Genomic DNA, 20,194 nt, shown 5'->3' with positions numbered 1-20,194 from the left:
CCACGGTCTCCGTGGGAATTCATACGCGAACGCTCACTCAGCGTTCCGTGACGCAAAGCGTCACAAGATGCATTCCCACGCTGGAGCATGGGAACGATAAAATTGATAAACAGGCGTGCAAGAGCTTTAGCTATTCAAAATATGAGAAAATTACTTACCAAATATTCTTCTGATAACACCATCCCCGGTTTTGTCTGGTTTATATTAGTCATTACTCTGGGCACGGTACTGCGCTTAGCTATCGCCCAAAGAGGTTATAACTTTGATATAACCTCCTATAGAATTGTGGCTGATATTGCCGCTGGTGGAGGCAACGTCTACGCAGAAACCCAACGTTACAATTATGGGCCAGTCTGGTTTTATATCCTGTCATTTCTGGATTATCTCCCTTTCCCTGCCTCTGATCCGCTACTCAGTTTACGCTGGAAAGTAACCTCTTTTTTAAGTCTGACTGATATTGCCATAGCCACTTGCCTTTATCGCTGGTATGGACTTAAAATCGCAACGCTATTTTTCCTGAACCCCATTGCAATTATTATTACCGGTTATCACAGCCAGTTCGAAAATCTGGCTATTTTCATCGCACTGCTGAGTGTTAAAACAATTGACCACAATGAGAACCATCTTAGCTACAGCACTTTAGCGGGATTAGTCCTGCTGGGGTTATCTCTGTCCATAAAACACATACTGTTTCTGTTTCCGCTCTGGCTGGCATTTAAAAATAACCGCTGGCGCGATAAGCTACTGACTATATGCATCCCCTATACATTCTTTTTAGCGACCTTTCTGCCTTTCCTGCCCGAAGGTGCTGATGGTATATTGAATCATGTCTTTCTGTATCGCTCTTTTTCCAATGCGCCTTTCTGGTTTGGGAGTGCCCCTGGTGTTATCGTCGATAAAATTCCGGTATTCTTGCTATTTTTGGGCACACTAACACTGCTTGGGCTGGTCTTACGCAGTAAAAAGCCACTTGATAGTCTATATTTATATACTATCTCATTGCTTGTGTTTTCATCAGCTATAGCCAATCAATACCTGGCAATCTGTATCGTTGGCATTTCTGTACATTCGAACTTCATGTATTTGCTTTACACTATCGCCGGAACGCTCTACCTTCTAGCATCAGCTGATGGCCTGCATATTGAATTTTTTCAACACTATTTAGGCAGTAATGGAAATTCAAGCGTGATAGGTTACCAAGAGCTGATTTTCCTGCTATTTCTAGGGCTAGTCCTGCAGTTAATAAATAAAGAAAGCAAGAATCAGTTAATACACTTATGCAAAAAACAGACTCGCTATATTAGAAACGAAATTATGGCGCAAATAAAATCGTCCTGGTAATCAAGAGTAGCGAATGACTGAAGGGAGGGGCTTTAGCGCGCTATTATTATGCGTGCAAAAGGCGGGCTAAAGCCGCGCCCTACATTTATCTTATTTACACAATAGTTTCTTACCATGCTTCCTGCTTTTGCATTAATCCAGCCTAACTACTCAGATAAAATCAACCATATTCGTGCGCTAGCAGCATGCGGAATATTTGCATTTCACTATGAGCACTTTATAGCACATGCTTTTTTTACACCACTGAAAAGTTCAAACCTACTGGAGTTACTTGCATACCACGGCTATTTTTGCGTGTATTTATTTTTTGTACTGAGCGGCTTTTTATTGGCTAAGGCATATTCAGATCAACTTGATTTAAAAACTTTTTTTACCAGACGTATAGGTCGCATTTTCCCTGCCTACTATTTGTGTATTGCGGTCTATTGCCTGCTTTTCACCACGTCCATGCCTGATCCTGAGATTATGCTCGCTATTTTTAGTTACAATCTGGGCGTTTATCCGGGTCCGATAGGACACCTGTGGTTTATTAATCGCCTGCTGGAATGTTATGTGAGCTTTCCACTGTTATGGTGGATAGTTCAGAAAACCGGGCGAGCTGGTTTGACTGTGATTTATCTGCTCTGCCTGTCTGGCGGAGCATACTGGGTATTGCATTTCAAAGTAACCTTGCCGGACTACTACTTCTCACTGGTGCTATGTCTTAGTCACTTTATATTAGGTATATTAGCTGCCTATCAATCTGGTGAATCGAAGCATAAACTCTATGTCATTATAGCCGTACTTGTTTTTATCATGCTGCTGGAATGGTTTCACCAGAAGACCTGGCAGACGCCCCTGGCTTATGCCAGACTGAGTGTTTTGTGGCTTAATTTTATTGCTGTGCTATTTGTCGTGTTAATAAGAGCCTATTCATTTTTACCTGTTTATCTACCCTGGTTTATGTCTCTACTCATGCGAAAACTGGGTAAAATAAGTTATAGCTTTTATTTATACCATTTCCTGGTGATCCGCTTTTTTATTCAACACCGCGATCTTTTAAGCGCTTATAACGCGTTAAATTTTGTCGGCTTATTTTTAATCAGTATTATAGTGGCTGTTTTTTTTCAGCAGTTATTGCTACTGTTTAGCCGTGGGATTTTATATATCAAACAACGAGTTATCTTGTAGGTTGGGTAACTTCTAATTATTAAAGGGTGCAAGCAGCTTTTTCAGCTCGTCATTCCTGCATGCTGTTAGCAGGAATCTATGCTCAACGTAGATTCCCGATAAAAGACTTCGGGAATGGCGATATTTTTATATAAATTTGACCGCAAATAATGAGAAGTTACTAGGCTGGGTTAGCTTATCTAGCGCTAGCGCAGAGATAAACTAACCCAACAATTTATGAAGCCCCCAAGATGCTTGGCATTGGCGGGCTAAAGCCACGCCCTACTAATATATAATATCCCAGCTTAAGTTCATAGGCGTTTTTATTGCTTCGCAAAAAAAGCTAACCCACTACACAGTAACCACTTTGTGTGTAATTAAATATTCCTCTACTTAATGGGCAGTGATGCTCAAAACAGGAACGGGAGCTGGTAGTTTATTTAATAGTTGCTTTGCTCTCTAATTCATCTAACTTTTTGACTACAAACTCGTCAACAGCGAGCTCTTTAATCTGCATTTCATTCTCTTTGACGATCTGTGCAAAAAACGCAGTTCTTGCAGTTACCCAGTCTTTTTCCTTTAGCTTGTTAATGATGTCTGCCTTAACTTCATCAAAAGGCTTAACGCCTGCAGGCATTATTTTATTCAGCTTGATTAGATGATAACCATATTTTGTTTTTACCGGCTCCGATATTTCTCCAACCTGCATGGCAAAAACGACATCTGAAAAAGGCTTTACCATTTGCTTACTGGTAAAAACGCCCAACTCACCTTTATTATTTTTTGCTGTTTTATCATCAGATTCTTTCAATGCAAGCTCATTAAAGTTAGCGCCCTGCATCAATTGTTGCCTAATTTCCCCTGCTTTTGCCAAAGCCTCGGCATCTGATAATTTTTTAGTCGAGATTAAAATATGTGCGGCATCGACACGCGCTGCAACAGGATAATCTGCTTGATTAGCAAAATAAAGTTGCTGCGCATATTTAGTGTAATCTTTGTTATTTGACTTTCTTAATGCATCTAGCTTTAGCGCGAACAGCGCATTATTTCTGACCGCCTCTAAACGTTCAACATTCAAGCCTTGCTTATCCAGGCCTTCGTTTACCGCCATTTCTGCCACTACTTTGCGCAGATAAAGCTGCTCCAGTTGCTCATTAAGCTGCGCCTTATTATTGAGTAATTTTTTTTGCGCATCGACTGGCGCTGTTTCCAACAGAACTTCCAGATTGTTATTACTAATTTGATGGCCTTGCTTATCTGTTACCAGCTCTGCTTGTGCAATCGCTGTAAAACCATAGCACAGAGCAATAATCATTTTTTTTATCACTTTCCAAACTCCAAAAAAAAAGGGTGATGCATAACACACCACCCTTCTCTACTTAATTTAAAATTAAATGAAACTAATCATTTAACTTTATTCCATCATTGACCCTACTGAAGAACGTTTAAGTCGTCTTCAATATGACTCATGTTCTCGCCAACTCTAGTATAAAAGTGTGGGAATGCTTCACCAACATATCCACCTCTAGCAGGTACTCTGGAAGCCATAAAACCATGTAGTGGCACACCAAAAGCATCAAACCTACAACCTTTTAAACAAATACCTTCGCTAAACCACTCTTCATAACGATCACCCGTTAAGTTATAGCTACGAGTAAGAGTCTCAGCAAATGAAAAAGAAATCCATCCATTGTTGAAACCTGGCTGCATTGTCAAGTCCACTTTATTTTCAGACCCTAAAACACTATCCAGTGGATCAGTACCATCTCTATGTAAAGAAAGAATATTAACTTCTTTGTCAAAGATAATTTCATCCACTATTGCAAATGGTGGAGAGAAGTCACGAGTCTTAACTGAATAGCTAGCCTCTTCTCTATCATAATAAACTACATCAGCATTTACATCATAAGCTGTAGGCAGATATTCCCAATAACCATATTCATCAGCTAATTGGCCATTTTGACCAGGAGTTGTAAAAGGAGTAGATCCTACTGCAATGTAATTATCAGGCAGGTCAACTAAAGGATCCCAAGTACCCTCTGCATGGTATTGATAATCATTGTAGATCGCATGCTTTCTCATCGGAGCAGCAACAACTAGATCAGAAACCGTATTAATTGCATCTCCAGGCTGGCCTAGGAAATATTGATTACCTAAAGTAGTCACTAACATCACATCCGCAACTGGCATAGGGTTAATTCCTGAAGGAATATGAGTTTTTGGTAAAATATCCCTATCATCCAGACCCCAATCTCTTACTACATTGTCATACTCTACCAATTGCCCTTGCGCTCGATAAGCGTACTCATTGCTACCTGAAGCAAGTGAAGGTAAATGGAAAAAGTGATCATCTTGAGACAAATAATGCTGTGCGTCTTCCGAGTAATTTAAAATTGAAGTTGGTTCAGCAACAAATCCAATGATTGTCGCTAAATCAACCAAAATTGATGTACCCACTATACCGCCTTTAGGCTCAGTTATTGGCGTTCCATGATAAGCTATATATTCGTTTGGTAAGCCTGTATCCATAGCCTGACTTTCTAACGATTCCAAACCATAGTAGCCTCTGTCACTTTCGGTTGGTTGCATGGGGTAATTTACTGCTAGTGGATTAACCCAGTCAACATCACCAGGCATACTTCCATTTGATTCTGCGCCACCCTGTACAAATACAGCTTGCTTCCAGGCTCTGTCGATTACACTACAGTCAGCAGGCACGCCATCACCATCATGCAAAAGACCTTCACTAGCGATGAGCTGTCCATCCCCTTCAAGACCTCTTCTTACATAGGCTTCTTCATCAATTTCACCCATTTCAATGACTTCTAGATATCCCTCACGCACATCCTCTACTACAGTAGAAGCATAGACGCCATATCTAAATAATAAACCATCGGCTGGAATTGCTGGATAAGCACAAGTTTTATCAGTCGTTGTTAACTTAACACCGCCTGAATCCTCTCCTGGCCCAGCTGCAGGTGCATATTCAAGCTGCATGGTATAAACATCATGAGGAGACATATAAACGTTAAAATCTATTACATCGTTTGAATTATCTGACTCGCGAAAACGTACTTTTATTGCTTTATATGCATCAGTGGTGTTGGTAATATTATAGACCGTAATAAATTCGTTATTAACATTATAATATGGAAAAACTAACACCTGTCCGCCTGACGGAGCAGCATTTAACGCAACGCCGAGATCCCCATCAGCCTGCGCAGCCATACTTGACAGCCCTAATATTACTGCAGAAGCTGCAGCAATTTTTGTTTTTTTAAACATTTTCTTCTCCAAAATTAAAAAAATTATACAACTTAATGCTCTGAGACATGAAACCACTGTTCTGATATCGAGTCTCGTACCCAGCTCTCCTTTGCAGGAGCATTACTATCAACAGCCCCAAAACCCTTACCAAGGGTAATATTAGCATAAATGACAATACTTGCAACACATTTGTCATCTACACATTCAACATCGTCTATTTCAACTTTACGCCAGGCACCTACTCCATGAATTGTCATTCTATACTCCGGAAAGGAGTAAATCTCCCTATACTCTGGTGTTTCAAAAGAATAAGCCGACTCTAGCCGGCCTTCAATTAACGCATCCCATCGCTCAGCAACTCGCTGCCTGACAATTTTTTCTGGATTACGCTCAGCATAAGAAGCGCATCCACTTAAAACATACAACATAAGCGAGAATAATCCCCACTGTATGGATTTTATATACACCTAAATGACACCCCCCCCAATTAATCATACTAAAACAAGTAAATCGTTCACTTCATAGCAAAGCACTTTAACCATGCCACTCAAGATCATATTATAGTAAACATTTTTAAAAATACAAGCTTGTGCTTAAAATTTACTTGCACCCTAACAACCGATGCTTTCTTACGCCCTCCGAAATCAATTCAAGCTCACAAGCCACCGTTGACCCTATTGATTTTCGATGTATTCAGTTAACGTTTAAGGTGCCTTATCAGAAACCTCCCTAACGGCTTAAATATAGCGCACCAATATAGGGACCGAAATTACAATTTTGCTCTCTACTACTCTACTGCCTTATCCACGACAAATAAATATAAGGCCATTTACTTATTTTTCAAGCTAATTAGACAAATATCAAACCAGCCCTCATAAATTACAAGCAGCATTAGTGCCACAATTAGCAGAGGGGGATCAAATCATGCTTTTTATTTAAATCAACTTAAGGCTGCGCCTATATTTCACCATCATTCTTGAATGCTATTCAAATGACCATTAAAAACTGTCTCAACTTAAAGACAAAGTTTATGAGCTCATTACACGCTCTGACATATCGCAAATAGACAAGCATTTACAGGTACGCTTACTCTATTATTATAGAGTCACTGTAAAACCCGTCTCCCTTAAACGACATGTATATCCTTCTCCTCTTCACTTAGACATACTGAGTATATTTGCATTACATGACAACAAAATGACAGCGCATAGCTAATTTCAGCAACACAGTCATTTTGCTGGGCGAAGCTTTAACCCGCCGGCTGAGCAATACATAAGGGCTAAAGCTTCGCCCTACTTCTTGGTTTCTTAAACCTAGAAACCGCAGTTGACCACTATAAAATATAATGATCGTAAAAGCTTGTCACCTGCTGGGTGACTGTACACTGCTTCACGGTTTTGTGGATACATCTGCGCACGAAATACTGCGTTACAGCTCTTGACAAGGGCTACGGCCATTGCCTACGAGCCGTGCTTGTGTTTCACACTCAGATTTCCAACAAAATCCGTAATCAGCTGCGGTTTCCAGGTTAAAAAGATATTTGCGTTACCAGATGATAAATCATGGCTTCCCGCTTTTTAACAGCTAATATCTAGATTTACCTATATAATATACTCTTTTTACTTCTGTTTTCCTGTCTATGTTCGACACAATTATTATTGGTGCTGGTTTTGCTGGTGCTGTTCTTGCTGAACGCCTTGCGACACAGCGACAGCAACGTGTTTTAGTTATTGATAAACGCCAGCATATAGGCGGAAATTGTTATGATTGCTTTGATCAACACGGCGTTTTAATTCATCAGTACGGCCCGCATTTATTTCATACTGATAATAAACAGGTATTCGACTACCTTAGCCAGTTTACCGAATGGCGGCCCTATCAACATGAGGTTTTGGCATTTATCGATGGCCAAAAGGTGCCCGTACCGTTTAATCTGAATAGCCTGCACAGTTTATTACCTAAATCTCTCGCCGACTCGCTTGAGCTAAAGTTAATTGACCGCTTTGGTTACGGTGTTAAAGTTCCTATTCTGGAATTGCGTAAAATTAACGATAAAGAACTGAAATTTCTTGCTGATTTTATTTATGAAAAGATTTTTGTGAATTATACGGCTAAACAATGGGGCAAAAAGCCTGAAGATATTTCTGCCGAAGTAACAGGGCGAGTGCCTGTGCATATTTCCCGCGATAACCGCTATTTTCAGGATAAATATCAGGCGATTCCGGCACAGGGCTATACTAAAGTTTTTCAAAACATGCTCGACCATCCTCATATTAGTGTGATGTTAAATACTGATTTTAAAGATGTTTTTAAGCTTGACCTGGAAACCGGCAGAATGCAGTTTATGCAAAGCGAATTTACTGGGCAGTTTATTTTTACCGGGCTTATTGACGAATTATTTGCCAGCCGTTTTGGTGAACTGCCTTATCGCTCACTAGCGTTTAAATTTGAACATTTGTCCAGCCAACAATTTCAGGAAAAAACGACGGTTAACTACCCGAATGATTATGATTTTACGCGCATTACGGAGTTTAAGCATATCAGCCAGCAAGTCACCCCTGGTACAACAATTGTTAGAGAGTTTCCTCAGGACTTTGAGCGCGATAACCCGAGCAGGAATATCCCTTATTACCCTGTTTTTACCGATGAAAATAAACAAAAGCTGGATCGCTATCTTGCTTTTGCCGAGCAATTTGAGAATATTACTTTAGTCGGGCGTTTGGCGGAAAATCGCTATTATGATATGGATGATATTGTTGCCAGAGCATTACACGTGTTTGATGCCAGGTTTGCCAGTCCCGGTTAATATATTTTCCTGAATACGGTATCACTCACAGGCATATTAAAATAATTTTTAAAATATCAGTATATTAAAAGTCTTGTCATTCCCGAAGTCTTTCATCTGGAATCTTTGCTTTCCCCCATGAGATTCCTGTTAGAAGCATAGGATAACAAATATGACTGAGAGTTACGGGTAATCAGGTATATTTTTAGCTATCCCTTTTATATTGTTAACAATATAAAAGGAGTGCGGAAAATGCCTCTGCGTTGCTCAGGCAAGCTATCTGCGCGCCCAAAATGAATAGTTATTTTAGGCACACCCTGGCGAATGATTGCACCTGCGCTTCTGCTTACCCTGTGGGCTTTGCCATATCTATCTTCATAGAAGGGAACTAAATTGCATTACATGGAGAACAATGACATGTTAAAAAAAATTATTATTACTTTACTAAGCCTGCTAATAGCCAGCACCAACATTGCTTTTGCAAGCGAAAGAATGGCTAAAATAATTGGTGGAACAACTGCAGATTCAGCAACGTGGCCCTGGATGGCCGGCCTTATTTTTAATGATTACACTAATGTTTTTTGCGGCGCGAGCCTGATTGCGCAAGACTGGATATTAACTGCGGCTCATTGCGTGTTTGATAAAGGAAACACTGACTTTGATGTGATTATTAATCAGGCACAGCTTAAATTAGATAGTGTAAATGGTAAACGCATACAGGTAGACTCAATTTTAATCCATCCATTTTATAATAATTTTAACTTAGAAAATGACCTCGCCTTAATCAAATTAGCGACACCTTCACACAATACGCCGATTAATGTTCTGGCTCCTTTTACAGCACAGGACAATGCAGGAAAACCTGCCATTGCTTTAGGCTGGGGCTCTATGTCTACGTCATCCCTGCAATTACCTGCCGATTTACAACAGGTCGACTTGCCACTTATTGATAATTCCCAATGTAATGTAGCCATGATGGGGTTCATTATCGACGGTATGTTATGTGCCGGTGACGGCCTGGGCGAAAGAGACACCTGCACTGGCGACAGCGGTGGTCCACTCGTTGTTTTTGATACTGAAAGCGGTACCTGGCGTCAGGCAGGCATTACCAGCTGGGGACTTGATAAATGCGCAGCCCCTGATCTTTTTGGCGTCTATACACGCCTTAAGAATTACGCTACGTTTATTTCTGATCATATTTGTACGCCCGCTGAAAAACCCGCTCCGACATCTCTAAAGCTTACGATTGATGGTAATATAATTACCGCAAGCTGGAATGCTGTAAACGAGACTTCTGGCTATCGCTTGAATTATGCCCCTTATCCTGACGCACAGACGATTTATAGTCTTGATATGAATCATGCCACTGATTTTTCTGTAAAACTAGATGCAGGTAGTGCTTTTTATGTTGCGATCACGAGCTATAACGGTAACTGTCTTAGTGAATATTCCAATATCGAGCATTTTATTATTGAGTGAAACCCAGAGTAGCAGCCATTCTCAAATCACCCTTTACACAGCCATACCGCAGTAAAAAATGACTACACCTATAAAATTAAGTATTGTTTTTCTTAACTTTAATAAACTGGCCGAAACGATTGTTACCAGTGCTCGCTTACAAGAACTCTGTGCTCATCGTGATGATCTAGAAATTATTGCTGTTGATAATGGTTCTGAAGATGGTACAGCGGAATATTTGCAAGAACAATCGGATATTATCAGTATTCTGCTGGCAGATAACAGCGGTATTGCCGGTTACAGCGCTGGTTTTAATATTGCCCAAGGCGAATATATATTAATTCTAGATGATGACTCCTGTCCACTCAGCCTTGTTGGCATAGACCATGCTCTGCAATCATTGGATCAACATCCCGACATAGGCGTTATTGCTGCACATATTCAAATGCCTGACGGTAAACCGCAATGGAGCTGGCATTTACCGGTTAGCGATGTATTTTCTCGCTCACCTTTTTTTATAGGTTGCGGCTTTATTATCCGGCGCGATTTATTTGCCAAAATCGGCTGGTATCCAGAAGATTTTTTTCTGTACCAAAACGAGATAGATGTCAGTTTTCAGGTGCGCTTACACGGCTATGATATTTTTTATGACCCTGCCTGCATTATTGTCCATCGCGGCATTCCGAGCCAGCGACCAGGGTGGCGACGCGTGTTTTTCCCTACGCGTAATACCTTGTGGCTCATACGCCGTTATTACCCTCAGCCTCAAGCAAGCTATTTAATTTTATCACGTATGGTGATTGGTCTGACTCGTGCCATCAGGTTTAACGAAGTAGCCACTTATTTTAAAGCCGTGCGGGATGGCTTATTTTCGCCGCTCACAAAAAATATTTTACCACCTGATTTACGCAAATCATTTCTGCCTTTTTGGAAACAAAATAGCCTTATTCATCAATTATTAAGACGCGCATGAATTCAACAAAAAAATCCTTATTATCATTGTTACCTGGAATAAAAAAGACTATGTGCTTGATCTATTAAATTCCCTGTCATCGATTACTTTCCCAAGAGATCAGCTGGATATTTTAGTTATTGATAATGCTAGTAATGATGGCACTGTTGAGGCATTAAAAGCGCAATTTGATGACATCCAGATTATTCGAAATACTGAAAACCTGGGGGGTACCGGTGGCTTTAATACCGGACTGACCTGGGCATATGATCAAGCCGAATCTCGCTATGATTATTTATGGCTTTTAGATAATGATGTAGTCGTGCATCAAAATGCCCTGAGTGAATTGGTTGCAGTGCTTGATGCCAACCCCGATATTGCAGTTGCCGGCTCAACCATGATGCAACTGGATTATCCATGGCGCATTAATGAAATGGGGGCATTTGTTGATCTACAAAACGGCAATTTGTTATTTAATCGGCATTATGAAGAAATTCCAAGTTGGCGCGGCAAACAGATAGATGATCTATTAGTCGATAATGCCGACTTAAGCCAGGTACTAATGCATTGCCAACCCCAAATGGACGTCGAATATGTTGCAGCAGCTTCATTATTGATCCGTGCCCCCGTAGCAAAACAGACAGGCTTGTGGATGGATTTTTTTATTCACTTTGATGATGTCGAGTGGTGTCTACGTACTGCAAAAACAGGACATCGTATAGCCGTATCAGCTAAGTCTCTCATCTGGCACTTATCCGCAGCCGCTAAAGTACCTAACTGGATACTTTATTATGATAACCGCAATGTTTTATATTTATTAGATAAATACAGCGACAAGCTTGCGGTTAAAAACACTATTCGCAGAACATTGAAAAAATACTTATATTATCAATTAATAGGTAAAACGGATTTAGCTGAATTACATGTACAGGCAATTACAGACTTTGAGCAAGGCACTATGGGTAAAAAAAACATCCAGTTACCTTATAAATTTGAGAAAATAGCGACAATAAGTCGTATTCTAAATGATCCAGCGATTAAAAAAATTGTCGTTCCATGGACTATTAATATGCAAGCAAGCAATATTGAACATATTTTTGTCAGTGCAATGAAAAATCGCCCTGAACTGGAAGTGTTTTATATTGTTCCTCCGCATAATCCACAACGCCAATTAACCAATACAATTCCTATCCTCATGCCGAGATCTGTACTGTCGCGATATCTTAAATATTTTCGTTTGCGTAATAAATTCGATATAGCGTTACAATCTGACTATCAAACGATCTTACCTTTATCATGGATTGCCAGAGAAAATTTATTTACTAATGATGAGTACTTTTGCTTACGACCTGCACCACAATTATCCAGGATTATTAGACAGCTCCCTTCTTTCGTTAAAAAATGGTACCAAGCGGGTAAATAATACAACGCATAGGATGAGCAATGTTCTGTTGCTCATCCAGCTCGGCTACCTCATCCCAAATAAAAGTACTACTCTGGCTAGTATTACAATTTTTTGCGAAGTTTAGATTATAGTATAGACCAGCATTTTCTAACCAGCCTTGTCAGTTTTAAAAAATAAAGGCTTATCCTGCTCAGGCGTATGTTAATAAACTCGGTTGTGTCGTGATAAATCGCGCTTGTGGAACAGTAAAAATCAATTGCCAGTGCGCTTAAGCTACAATCCAGATAACTTGCACTATATCAAAAACCGTTTCGGAAACTGACGGCGGGGAACGGGCATAATCCCGTTTACCCCTGGCCATCGATTCAGTTACAGGTGGACTGATCGGTAACCTTGACATCATCAATAAACCAGCCTTTAAATTTGTTGCCCACTCTATCGACTGAATTAAAGCGGAAGTTTACCTGGATGGACTGACCTGCATAGCTAGACAGGTCTATCGTCTCGCTGGGTGCCCAGGCGGCGGTCGATGCATTCCTTGAGTCTCTTGACCACACTACGGTGGAGCCGGCCGCTGTGATAATTTCTATTTCGGTTTTATCATAAGAGCCGCCAGAATACGATTCAACCTGCCTAAAATAATCAAAGGTTAGAGCCGAAGTCGCACTGATACCGGAAATCACCGGCGAGGTCAAAGTGCCCGAGTTAGTGCTTCCGCTGTTGTAATTACAGGAAGCATCCTGAGTATAGGCAAAGGCTTTTGTTGCCGACGAATATCCGGCAGCGGGGCTAGTACAAGTGGAATCATCAGCAAGATGCCATAAACCTGTGGCAGACCATGCGCTGATATCGCCTTCGAAATCCTCAGTAAAATCGCATGCTACTGGTGTGATGGAGTTAACCGTTACGGTAATCGCCGTGGAAGATGTGGATTTCCCGCCGGAATCAGTTACTGACGCGGTGATCGTGTGCTCGCCTACGGATAACGTTGTTAATGCCAACGGGCTACCGCTTCCGATAGAGGCACCTTCAAGACTGGAACTCCAGATGATAGTTCCCTGCGGCAGTGGTCCGTCTTCGGTGTCACTTGCCGTCGCTGCAAAAGTGATTGTATCGCCTTCAGTATAGGTCAGGCCGCCTGATGGTGCAGTAATCGCTATGCTTGGCGGACTATTGAGCGTAACTGTCACGGTAATCGGCGCGGAGGATGTGGATTTCCCGCCGGAATCGGTTACTGACGCGGTGATCGTGTGCTCGCCTACGGATAACGTTGTTAATGCCAACGGGCTACCGCTTCCGATAGAGGCATCTTCAAGACTGGAACTCCAGATGATAGTTCCCTGCGGCAGTGGTCCGTCTTCGGTGTCACTTGCCGTCGCTGCAAAAGTGATTGTATCGCCTTCAGTATAGGTCAGACCGCTTGATGGAGCAGTAATCGCTATGCTTGGCGGACTATTGAGCGTAACTGTCACGGTAATCGGCGCGGAGGATGTGGATTTCCCGCCGGAATCAGTTACTGACGCGGTGATCGTGTGCTCGCCTACGGATAACGTTGTTAATGCCAACGGGCTACCGCTTCCGATAGAGGCACCTTCAAGACTGGAACTCCAGATGATAGTTCCCTGCGGCAGTGGTCCGTCTTCGGTGTCACTTGCCGTCGCTGCAAAAGTGATTGTATCGCCTTCAGTATAGGTCAGACCGCTTGATGGAGCAGTAATCGCTATGCTTGGCGGACTATTGAGCGTAACTGTCACGGTAATCGGCGCGGAGGATGTGGATTTCCCGCCGGAATCGGTTACTGACGCGGTGATCGTGTGCTCGCCTACGGATAACGTTGTTAATGCCAACGGGCTACCGCTTCCGATAGAGGCACCTTCAAGACTGGAACTCCAGATGATAGTTCCCTGCGGCAGTGGTCCGTCTTCGGTGTCACTTGCCGTCGCTGCAAAAGTGATTGTATCGCCTTCAGTATAAGTCAGGCCGCCTGATGGTGCAGTAATCTCTATGCTTGGCGGGTTATTGGGGTTAACCGTCACGATAATTGATGTGAAAGAAGTATTTGAATCGGTATCCGTCACGGTCGCGGTGACTGTGTGCGTACCTAAAGGCAGTATGGATGAAACCGAGGCACCGGGACTAGCACCGAGTACTACAGGTCCGGCAGCGGAACCTTCTGTAGTGAAGCTCCACGCAATCTGTGCCGATAAATCCCCGTCGTCAAAGTCCGTCGCAGTACCGCTGAAGGTGATTGTATCGCCTTCGGTAAACGCTGTATCGTTTGCAGGCGTATTAATAACCACGTTGGGTTCCGGCGCTCCGATACCGTCGCAAGCTGACTTGCCGGTGACTACAACGTCGTCAATAAACCAGCCTTTATAATTGTTGCTCACTTTATCGACTGAATTAAACAGGAAGCGAATCTGAATCGTCTGACCTTCATAGCTCGAGAGATCGATAGACTCGCTGGTTGTCCAGGCGTTAGAGGATGCGTCGGTGGAGTCTCTCGACCATACCATAGTTGAGCCGGCCGCAGTAACAATTTCAACTTCGGTTTTATCATAAGCACCACCGGAATACGATTCAACCTGTCTAAAATAATCAAAGGTCAAAGTCGACGTCGCACTGATACCGGAAATCGCCGGTGAGGTTAAAGTGCCTGTGCTGGTGCTACCGCTATTGTAATTACAGGAAGCATCCTGAGTAAAGGCAAAGGCCTTGGTTGCCGATGAATATCCGGGGCTGGCGCAGGCCGAATTATTGACATGGTGCCATAAACCCGTCGCGGTCCATTCGCCGACACTAATATCGTCTTCAAAATCCTGATTGAGCCCTACCGGCGTAGAACCGTCATCGACAAAGACGGTTACCTGGTCCGTGGCACTGCCGCAAGAGGTTGTTGCGGTCAATGTGTAAGTCTGTGTCGCTGCTGGAATAATCGTAATTTCTGCAGAGCTTTGTCCGCCCGGCGACCAGCTGTAGCTGTTATTGAGTTGTGCGGGTGTTCCGATGGTAACTGATTGATTAAGGCAAATATTCTGATCTGGCCCACCATTTGCGACAGCCCAGGGCGAGCATTGGCACTCGACCGGGACTGAAAAGCCATTGGTTGCTGTGGTTGCGGTATTGCCTGGAGTTGCTGCATCTACGCCAAGCCCGAAATCGGCAAAGGCTTGCCATACAGTACAAAAATCTTCCGTACCAAATTTGTCTTGTGTGTCGACAACAGCGGCAATAATACCATCGCGAGTATCTAAAAACGAGGGGGAACAGTTGGTATGTTTAAGCCCTTCGGTGACATAAAAAAGCGCTCGTTGGTTCCCGGCCCAACCCGGTTCGGGGGTACGTAGATCCTGATCGAAACCGTGCTTGTCGACTAGCGCCCAATAGACTTCCCATAACGCTTGCGCCCAAACTGAACCCACACCATGGGGAACCGCCATGCCGGCGATGGATTTATAGGTGAAATTATTAACATTTTGATCGGTGGAATAATATTGGGTTCGAATGCCAATACCGTCTGCGGCCTGACCGAAAAGATAAGTTCCAATGCCGCGACTATCTGTGCCTTGGTCACCTTCTTTAGCAGTATAGGCCAATGCAAAAAAATCACTCCAGCCTTCACCGGGTTGCTGATTATTCTGCAGACAACTGACGTTCGATGGTCCGCCGACCAGGCGATTGGTAATACCATGCCCATACTCGTGCACGATAATACCGCTATCCAGGCTGCCGTCGCGGTCAGGAGTCGTGCTGTTGCAGGTGAACATCTCCATTTTCGGATTAGAGCCGTCAGATGGCGTGGTGAATCTTGCGTTGCAGCTTCCTGAGCCGTCCTGGGCATGTGCTTCGACTGAATCACCGCCTGAGCCGCCATTACTAAAATTGTTTTCCTGGAAATTGCCCGCCTGTTCGTCAAAACCATACATGTAATGAATATCGTGGATCAAATTGTTCCAGTAGAATAGATTGGTAACTGCGGCCGGTCGGGAGTTTGATGGTGCAGCCGATAGATTAATTGTGAAATCACATAAAAAAGATAATGGATCGCTTACATTACAGGTCGGCTCAGAATTATCACACGTATTATTGGTATCTGCATTAATACAGGCATGGACATTGTTTCCCTTCATGATGCCTGTGCTGTTGTCAAACCATCCCGATGGTGATGCCGTAATGCTTTCGGGGTCGATGACAAAACTACGCCCGTCCCCGGGTGGTAAAGTCAGCGGGCTGACAACGTGATTGGGACTTTCGGCAGGTTGTTCATACACCTGGAACTGAGCGTTGTTGGTCAGGTCGAAACGGGTCCAGACCTCACCGGTTACGGCATCGATATTAAACTCATACAAATCGGTATCGTCAGGACCGTATGTGACGATATTCCAAACTAGACGGGTTTCCCGATCACGGATAGGCAGCAATTTCAACTGGGCTGTGATTTCCTGTTGCGATAGAGTCGGATAATTGGCGCGCACCAGTTGATTCTGGCTGTTTTTGGCGCGCTGTATTTTGATCGCGCCGGGTGCATCAACGCCAAGATTAAAGGCTGCCAACCTTATGGCATTCCGCACATTGATCCTCGGCCAAATGGTGTTGACCGCGCCTCTGAGGTTGGAAACAAAATCATTGTTGGCAATCATTATGCGTTGATTTCGGTCAATGCTGACATTGAATTGGCCGTTGAAAACAGGAATTCCTTCAAAATTCTGCTGCAGATAAATATGGGTCGCGCCCGTGAATTTTGAAAACACCTGGTTACGCACCTGGTATCCGCTGAAATCGTCTAGTGTCAAACCGAACAGGGGATGGTTGTCGCTGAGAAAAGACTGGACTGAGCCAACGGGGTCCGCGCCGACTTCAGATAGGTGCCCGGATGGGTTGATAACTGTTCGGGCGACGCCAGTCCATTTGTCAAATCTGACTTTTAATTCAGGGTACATACGTTGAAGTCGTTTTTGAACGTTAACCTGCTCAGGCCCCGGCTTTCTCTCAAAACCCGCATTGTGCCTAATCCTGTGGTCAAAATTTCGCAATTTATGCCGGTCATTAGTATCGTCTCTGACACCGCCCAGGCTTACGCCGCTAAAAAAAAGTGCAAGTAAAGCAAATAAAATAATGCCGATCTGCTCTTTTACAACAGGAACGGAAATAACGCTGTGATTTTTCATAAATCGGCACCAGGAAATTAAGTATGCATGTCTTTTTCACATCAATGAGACATTTGGGGAAAACTGCAATTTATTGTTCTAGCTATATAATATATCAACAATATTCAAGCACTGAGAATGCTTTTTTAATGAAATAATATAATATAAAGTTAAATTAATCAAAGTTCCGCGTAAAAAATATTTTAAAACAACACCTACTGCCTGTTCTGCCCCCTTTACCAGCGCCAACGTCCCAATCAAAAGCATCTCTTGAAACAATCCTACCAAACCCCTGCTCTCTATGTGCCTGTGCAAAATGCAATGTGGAAAAACCATTAAAACACCCGATTTCAACAACTAAAAGAGGACGTACCATTTTTGTAAACGAGTAGTATAAATTTGCTACATCTATATTTACTGAAGTCGGGCATGAACAAGGCAATTGGTCAGCCTCCTTAATCACTTCAGTATGGTACACACTATCATTTTCCAGCTTTCGTTCCTCCATATCCGGATATTAAAAAAATGTCACTGCCCTAACCCTCTTCCAATAAAGGAATGAATGAGTGTAATCTGAACAGTTAACTAAAAACTACCTGATTACCCATAACCCTCAGCCATATTCAAGCTCGCTCATCATTCCTGCATGTTGCTAGCAGGAATGACGAAGTCGGTTTTTTATAAAAAACTGATATTAAGGCTTTTTTCATAATGGCTGAGCCTTGTACGTAATCAAGAAAAACCATAGAAAAGACCTACCCTAAAGGAATTATGTCAAAACAAAAATTATAATTCACTGCAATTTGGCTGATTACAAATATGAATTTCATAGCTATAAATTGGTGTTAGAAAGTCACCCAAAGCTTGTTCAGGTGCATTTACTGCGCTATATACTACATATCTTCCAGACTTATCAAAGGGCTCTGAAATATTCGCCATAGGAAAGGAAAAATCCAGGCTGAGCGTTTTTAACGTAAAACTATTCAATACTGGTCGAATCGTCGACAAATCAGAAAACGCCTCCCAGGCAAGAGCTGGGGTCAAGTAATAATTTTGAAAAGTAGACGCTACAGGCACTAGATTACCGGCGTTATCAAGATTATAAGGCCCTGCAACTACCACGTAAAAATCTCCCGTTGCACTGCCCTGCAGACGCGCATGTAATCTTATCGTTTCTCCCACACCATAAAACATTTTATCAGAAGATATTTCAAATAAGTTATCAGTCGGAGCCGGAAATGTATATTCAGAAAAAACGACCCTGGCATCACGCGCATCGCCTAGCACCATCAACAATAGCTTACCATTATGAATCTTTGCTCGGCAGTTACCTTCAATTGAAAATGGTAAAATTACTTGCCGAGCTGCTGCTTGCCAGGACACTCCGTCAGGACTGTAACGGTACATCGCTGTTCCATTTGCTCGTTCCTCTCCCGGTACAGGTTTGTTAATACCATCTATGGGTTTATCAGGTGAATTATCCCAGATACCATGAAACCCGCCGCCGTCATCTATAAGTAATTTGGATCCCATACCCGCACGGTGAGGAGATGCACCTGTTGTTTTACCAGCGACAACTTGTAAATCCCAGCTATGTCCATTGAATTTACCGATAATATTGGACGTCCCCTGCTGAATACCTTGAGCATCAGTGGCATACCGGAAACTAGCAGCGAAAGGTGTACCATTTTGATCTAATACCAGATCAGTCCAGAATTCATTTTCGGAGATATTCCCGCTATTATCAATAATGGATGTTTGCCAGGTTGACTTGGTTTTTAAATTTCCCTGAGCATCCGTCACATTATCAGAATATGCATACCACAATCTATGTCCCACCCCTGCTGGAAATGGTACCAATGGACTCTCTGGCGTGACTGGCGGATTAGTAGTCAGGTAGGTCTCCCTCAGAAAAGCTGCGTCCTGATCACCATAAGCAAGATGATAACGGTTGCGCTGATTTTCATAGATAAAATTAGTTAATCTATAATCCACAGCAGCAGGTAAATCCAGAATCATTTTTTTCCAGCTATCTTTTGCTGTTACTGAAGGTATAGTCAATTGCAAACCTTTTGGAAAAGGACGCTCACGCTGGGTACCGTCTTCATTTAAGAAAATTTCAGTTTCACGAGCAAAAACCGCCTGATTATGACTATTAAGCTGCATTCTGGTATTAAAACTACCAGAAGAAACGTTTATTTTTTGTGACAGCACCCCATTGTCAACTCTCTGATAAACCAAACCACTCCCATGTACCGTGCCATTAGCATCGACAAAACCTCTTCTGACAATATAGCTTATATGAGCCACCCCTGCAGAATCCAGCATGATCCATGTAGAAATTGATTCTCTGGAACCGAATTCCTCTAAGACTGTACGCTGCCCATCATCGGGCCAGCCCCCCCTACAGGCTTAGTAACATATATTATTTGACTACGGTCTTCATTTGCTACGGGCTTGGAATATATAGCATGCACCCTACCCTGCGGGCTTACGTCAAAATCATAAGAGTATGTACGGCGTTGAAATGACTCCTCAGAATCTGTAAAGAGTTGTTCTTTTAATAAGGTTAATTCAGCGTATGCAGTACCTTGAAATAATCCGAACAGTATCATTAATAAAATTAAATTACGCATTGTTCTGCTCTCATTTATTACACTCTACATTCATCACGGCTACTACCTCAGATT

The 20,194-nt window shown here is 42.6% G+C and carries 13 protein-coding genes; 6 read left to right on the top strand and 7 right to left on the bottom strand.

Going from position 1 to position 20,194, the window contains the following annotated elements; translation table 11 throughout:
- Positions 1–141 precede the first annotated feature (141 nt).
- Entirely contained in the window at positions 142–1,341 is a 1,200-nt protein-coding gene (locus AU255_RS02070) for a hypothetical protein (protein WP_143735835.1), read from the top strand.
- 114 nt (positions 1,342–1,455) lie between these two features.
- Entirely contained in the window at positions 1,456–2,511 is a 1,056-nt protein-coding gene (locus tag AU255_RS02065) for an acyltransferase family protein (RefSeq protein WP_080521334.1), read from the top strand.
- A 415-nt stretch (positions 2,512–2,926) separates the two neighbouring features.
- On the opposite strand, the gene AU255_RS02060 is transcribed toward AU255_RS02065, so the two are convergent.
- From AU255_RS02060 to AU255_RS02050, 3 genes are all read right to left on the bottom strand, one after another.
- Positions 2,927–3,817 (bottom strand): peptidylprolyl isomerase, encoded by an 891-nt coding sequence (locus AU255_RS02060; protein ID WP_143735834.1) that lies wholly within the window; start codon positions 3,815–3,817, stop codon positions 2,927–2,929.
- 104 nt (positions 3,818–3,921) lie between these two features.
- A complete protein-coding gene (locus AU255_RS19990; RefSeq protein WP_080521332.1) occupies positions 3,922–5,775 on the bottom strand; it encodes a hypothetical protein in 1,854 nt (617 codons plus the stop codon).
- Positions 5,776–5,807: 32 nt separating this feature from the next.
- Entirely contained in the window at positions 5,808–6,185 is a 378-nt protein-coding gene (locus AU255_RS02050; protein ID WP_080521331.1) for a hypothetical protein, read from the bottom strand.
- A 1,211-nt stretch (positions 6,186–7,396) separates the two neighbouring features.
- On the opposite strand from AU255_RS02050, the gene glf reads away from it, so the two are divergent.
- The 4 genes from glf to AU255_RS02030 all read left to right on the top strand — a co-directional run bounded on the left by glf (position 7,397) and on the right by AU255_RS02030 (position 12,375).
- Positions 7,397–8,563 (top strand): UDP-galactopyranose mutase, encoded by a 1,167-nt coding sequence (gene glf, locus AU255_RS02045; protein ID WP_080521330.1) that lies wholly within the window; start codon positions 7,397–7,399, stop codon positions 8,561–8,563.
- A gap of 396 nt (positions 8,564–8,959) precedes the next feature.
- Positions 8,960–10,021: a S1 family peptidase gene (locus AU255_RS02040; RefSeq protein WP_158083026.1), complete on the top strand. Its 1,062-nt coding sequence runs from the start codon at positions 8,960–8,962 to the stop codon at positions 10,019–10,021.
- 58 nt (positions 10,022–10,079) lie between these two features.
- The gene (locus tag AU255_RS02035; protein WP_080521328.1) at positions 10,080–10,973 is read left to right on the top strand and encodes a glycosyltransferase family 2 protein; all 894 of its coding nucleotides are present in this window, start codon (positions 10,080–10,082) and stop codon (positions 10,971–10,973) included.
- Between the two features lie 13 nt (positions 10,974–10,986).
- Positions 10,987–12,375, top strand: coding sequence for a glycosyltransferase family 2 protein (locus tag AU255_RS02030; protein WP_080521327.1), 1,389 nt, complete (start codon positions 10,987–10,989; stop codon positions 12,373–12,375).
- A 347-nt stretch (positions 12,376–12,722) separates the two neighbouring features.
- Here the strand turns inward: AU255_RS02030 and AU255_RS02025 are convergent, their stop codons facing one another.
- The 4 genes from AU255_RS02025 to AU255_RS02015 form a co-directional block, all read right to left on the bottom strand.
- A complete protein-coding gene (locus AU255_RS02025) occupies positions 12,723–17,525 on the bottom strand; it encodes a M36 family metallopeptidase (protein ID WP_080521326.1) in 4,803 nt (1,600 codons plus the stop codon).
- Between the two features lie 154 nt (positions 17,526–17,679).
- The gene (locus AU255_RS19645) at positions 17,680–18,012 is read right to left on the bottom strand and encodes a class I SAM-dependent methyltransferase (RefSeq protein ID WP_143735832.1); all 333 of its coding nucleotides are present in this window, start codon (positions 18,010–18,012) and stop codon (positions 17,680–17,682) included.
- A gap of 278 nt (positions 18,013–18,290) precedes the next feature.
- Positions 18,291–19,832, bottom strand: coding sequence for a hypothetical protein (locus AU255_RS02020; RefSeq protein ID WP_080521325.1), 1,542 nt, complete (start codon positions 19,830–19,832; stop codon positions 18,291–18,293).
- Positions 19,833–19,870: 38 nt separating this feature from the next.
- Positions 19,871–20,140, bottom strand: a complete 270-nt coding sequence (locus AU255_RS02015; RefSeq protein WP_080521324.1) for a hypothetical protein — start codon at positions 20,138–20,140, stop codon at positions 19,871–19,873.
- Between the last annotated feature and the right edge of the window lie 54 nt (positions 20,141–20,194).

Origin of the sequence: Methyloprofundus sedimenti (genome assembly GCF_002072955.1) — a bacterium.
In the GTDB taxonomy this organism is placed as follows: Bacteria; Pseudomonadota; Gammaproteobacteria; order Methylococcales; family Methylomonadaceae; genus Methyloprofundus; species Methyloprofundus sedimenti.
This window is presented reverse-complemented; position numbering and strand designations above follow the sequence as displayed.

Coding starts and splice junctions, on each gene's coding strand:
- AU255_RS02070 (WP_143735835.1), top strand. CDS start 142: ATGAGAAAATTACTTACCAAATATTCTTCTGATAACACCATCCCCGGT.
- AU255_RS02065 (WP_080521334.1), top strand. CDS start 1,456: ATGCTTCCTGCTTTTGCATTAATCCAGCCTAACTACTCAGATAAAATC.
- AU255_RS19990 (WP_080521332.1), bottom strand. CDS start 5,775: ATGTTTAAAAAAACAAAAATTGCTGCAGCTTCTGCAGTAATATTAGGG.
- AU255_RS02050 (WP_080521331.1), bottom strand. CDS start 6,185: ATGTTGTATGTTTTAAGTGGATGCGCTTCTTATGCTGAGCGTAATCCA.
- glf (WP_080521330.1), top strand. CDS start 7,397: ATGTTCGACACAATTATTATTGGTGCTGGTTTTGCTGGTGCTGTTCTT.
- AU255_RS02040 (WP_158083026.1), top strand. CDS start 8,960: ATGTTAAAAAAAATTATTATTACTTTACTAAGCCTGCTAATAGCCAGC.
- AU255_RS02035 (WP_080521328.1), top strand. CDS start 10,080: ATGACTACACCTATAAAATTAAGTATTGTTTTTCTTAACTTTAATAAA.
- AU255_RS02025 (WP_080521326.1), bottom strand. CDS start 17,525: ATGAAAAATCACAGCGTTATTTCCGTTCCTGTTGTAAAAGAGCAGATC.
- AU255_RS19645 (WP_143735832.1), bottom strand. CDS start 18,012: ATGGAGGAACGAAAGCTGGAAAATGATAGTGTGTACCATACTGAAGTG.
- AU255_RS02020 (WP_080521325.1), bottom strand. CDS start 19,832: ATGCTGGATTCTGCAGGGGTGGCTCATATAAGCTATATTGTCAGAAGA.
- AU255_RS02015 (WP_080521324.1), bottom strand. CDS start 20,140: ATGCGTAATTTAATTTTATTAATGATACTGTTCGGATTATTTCAAGGT.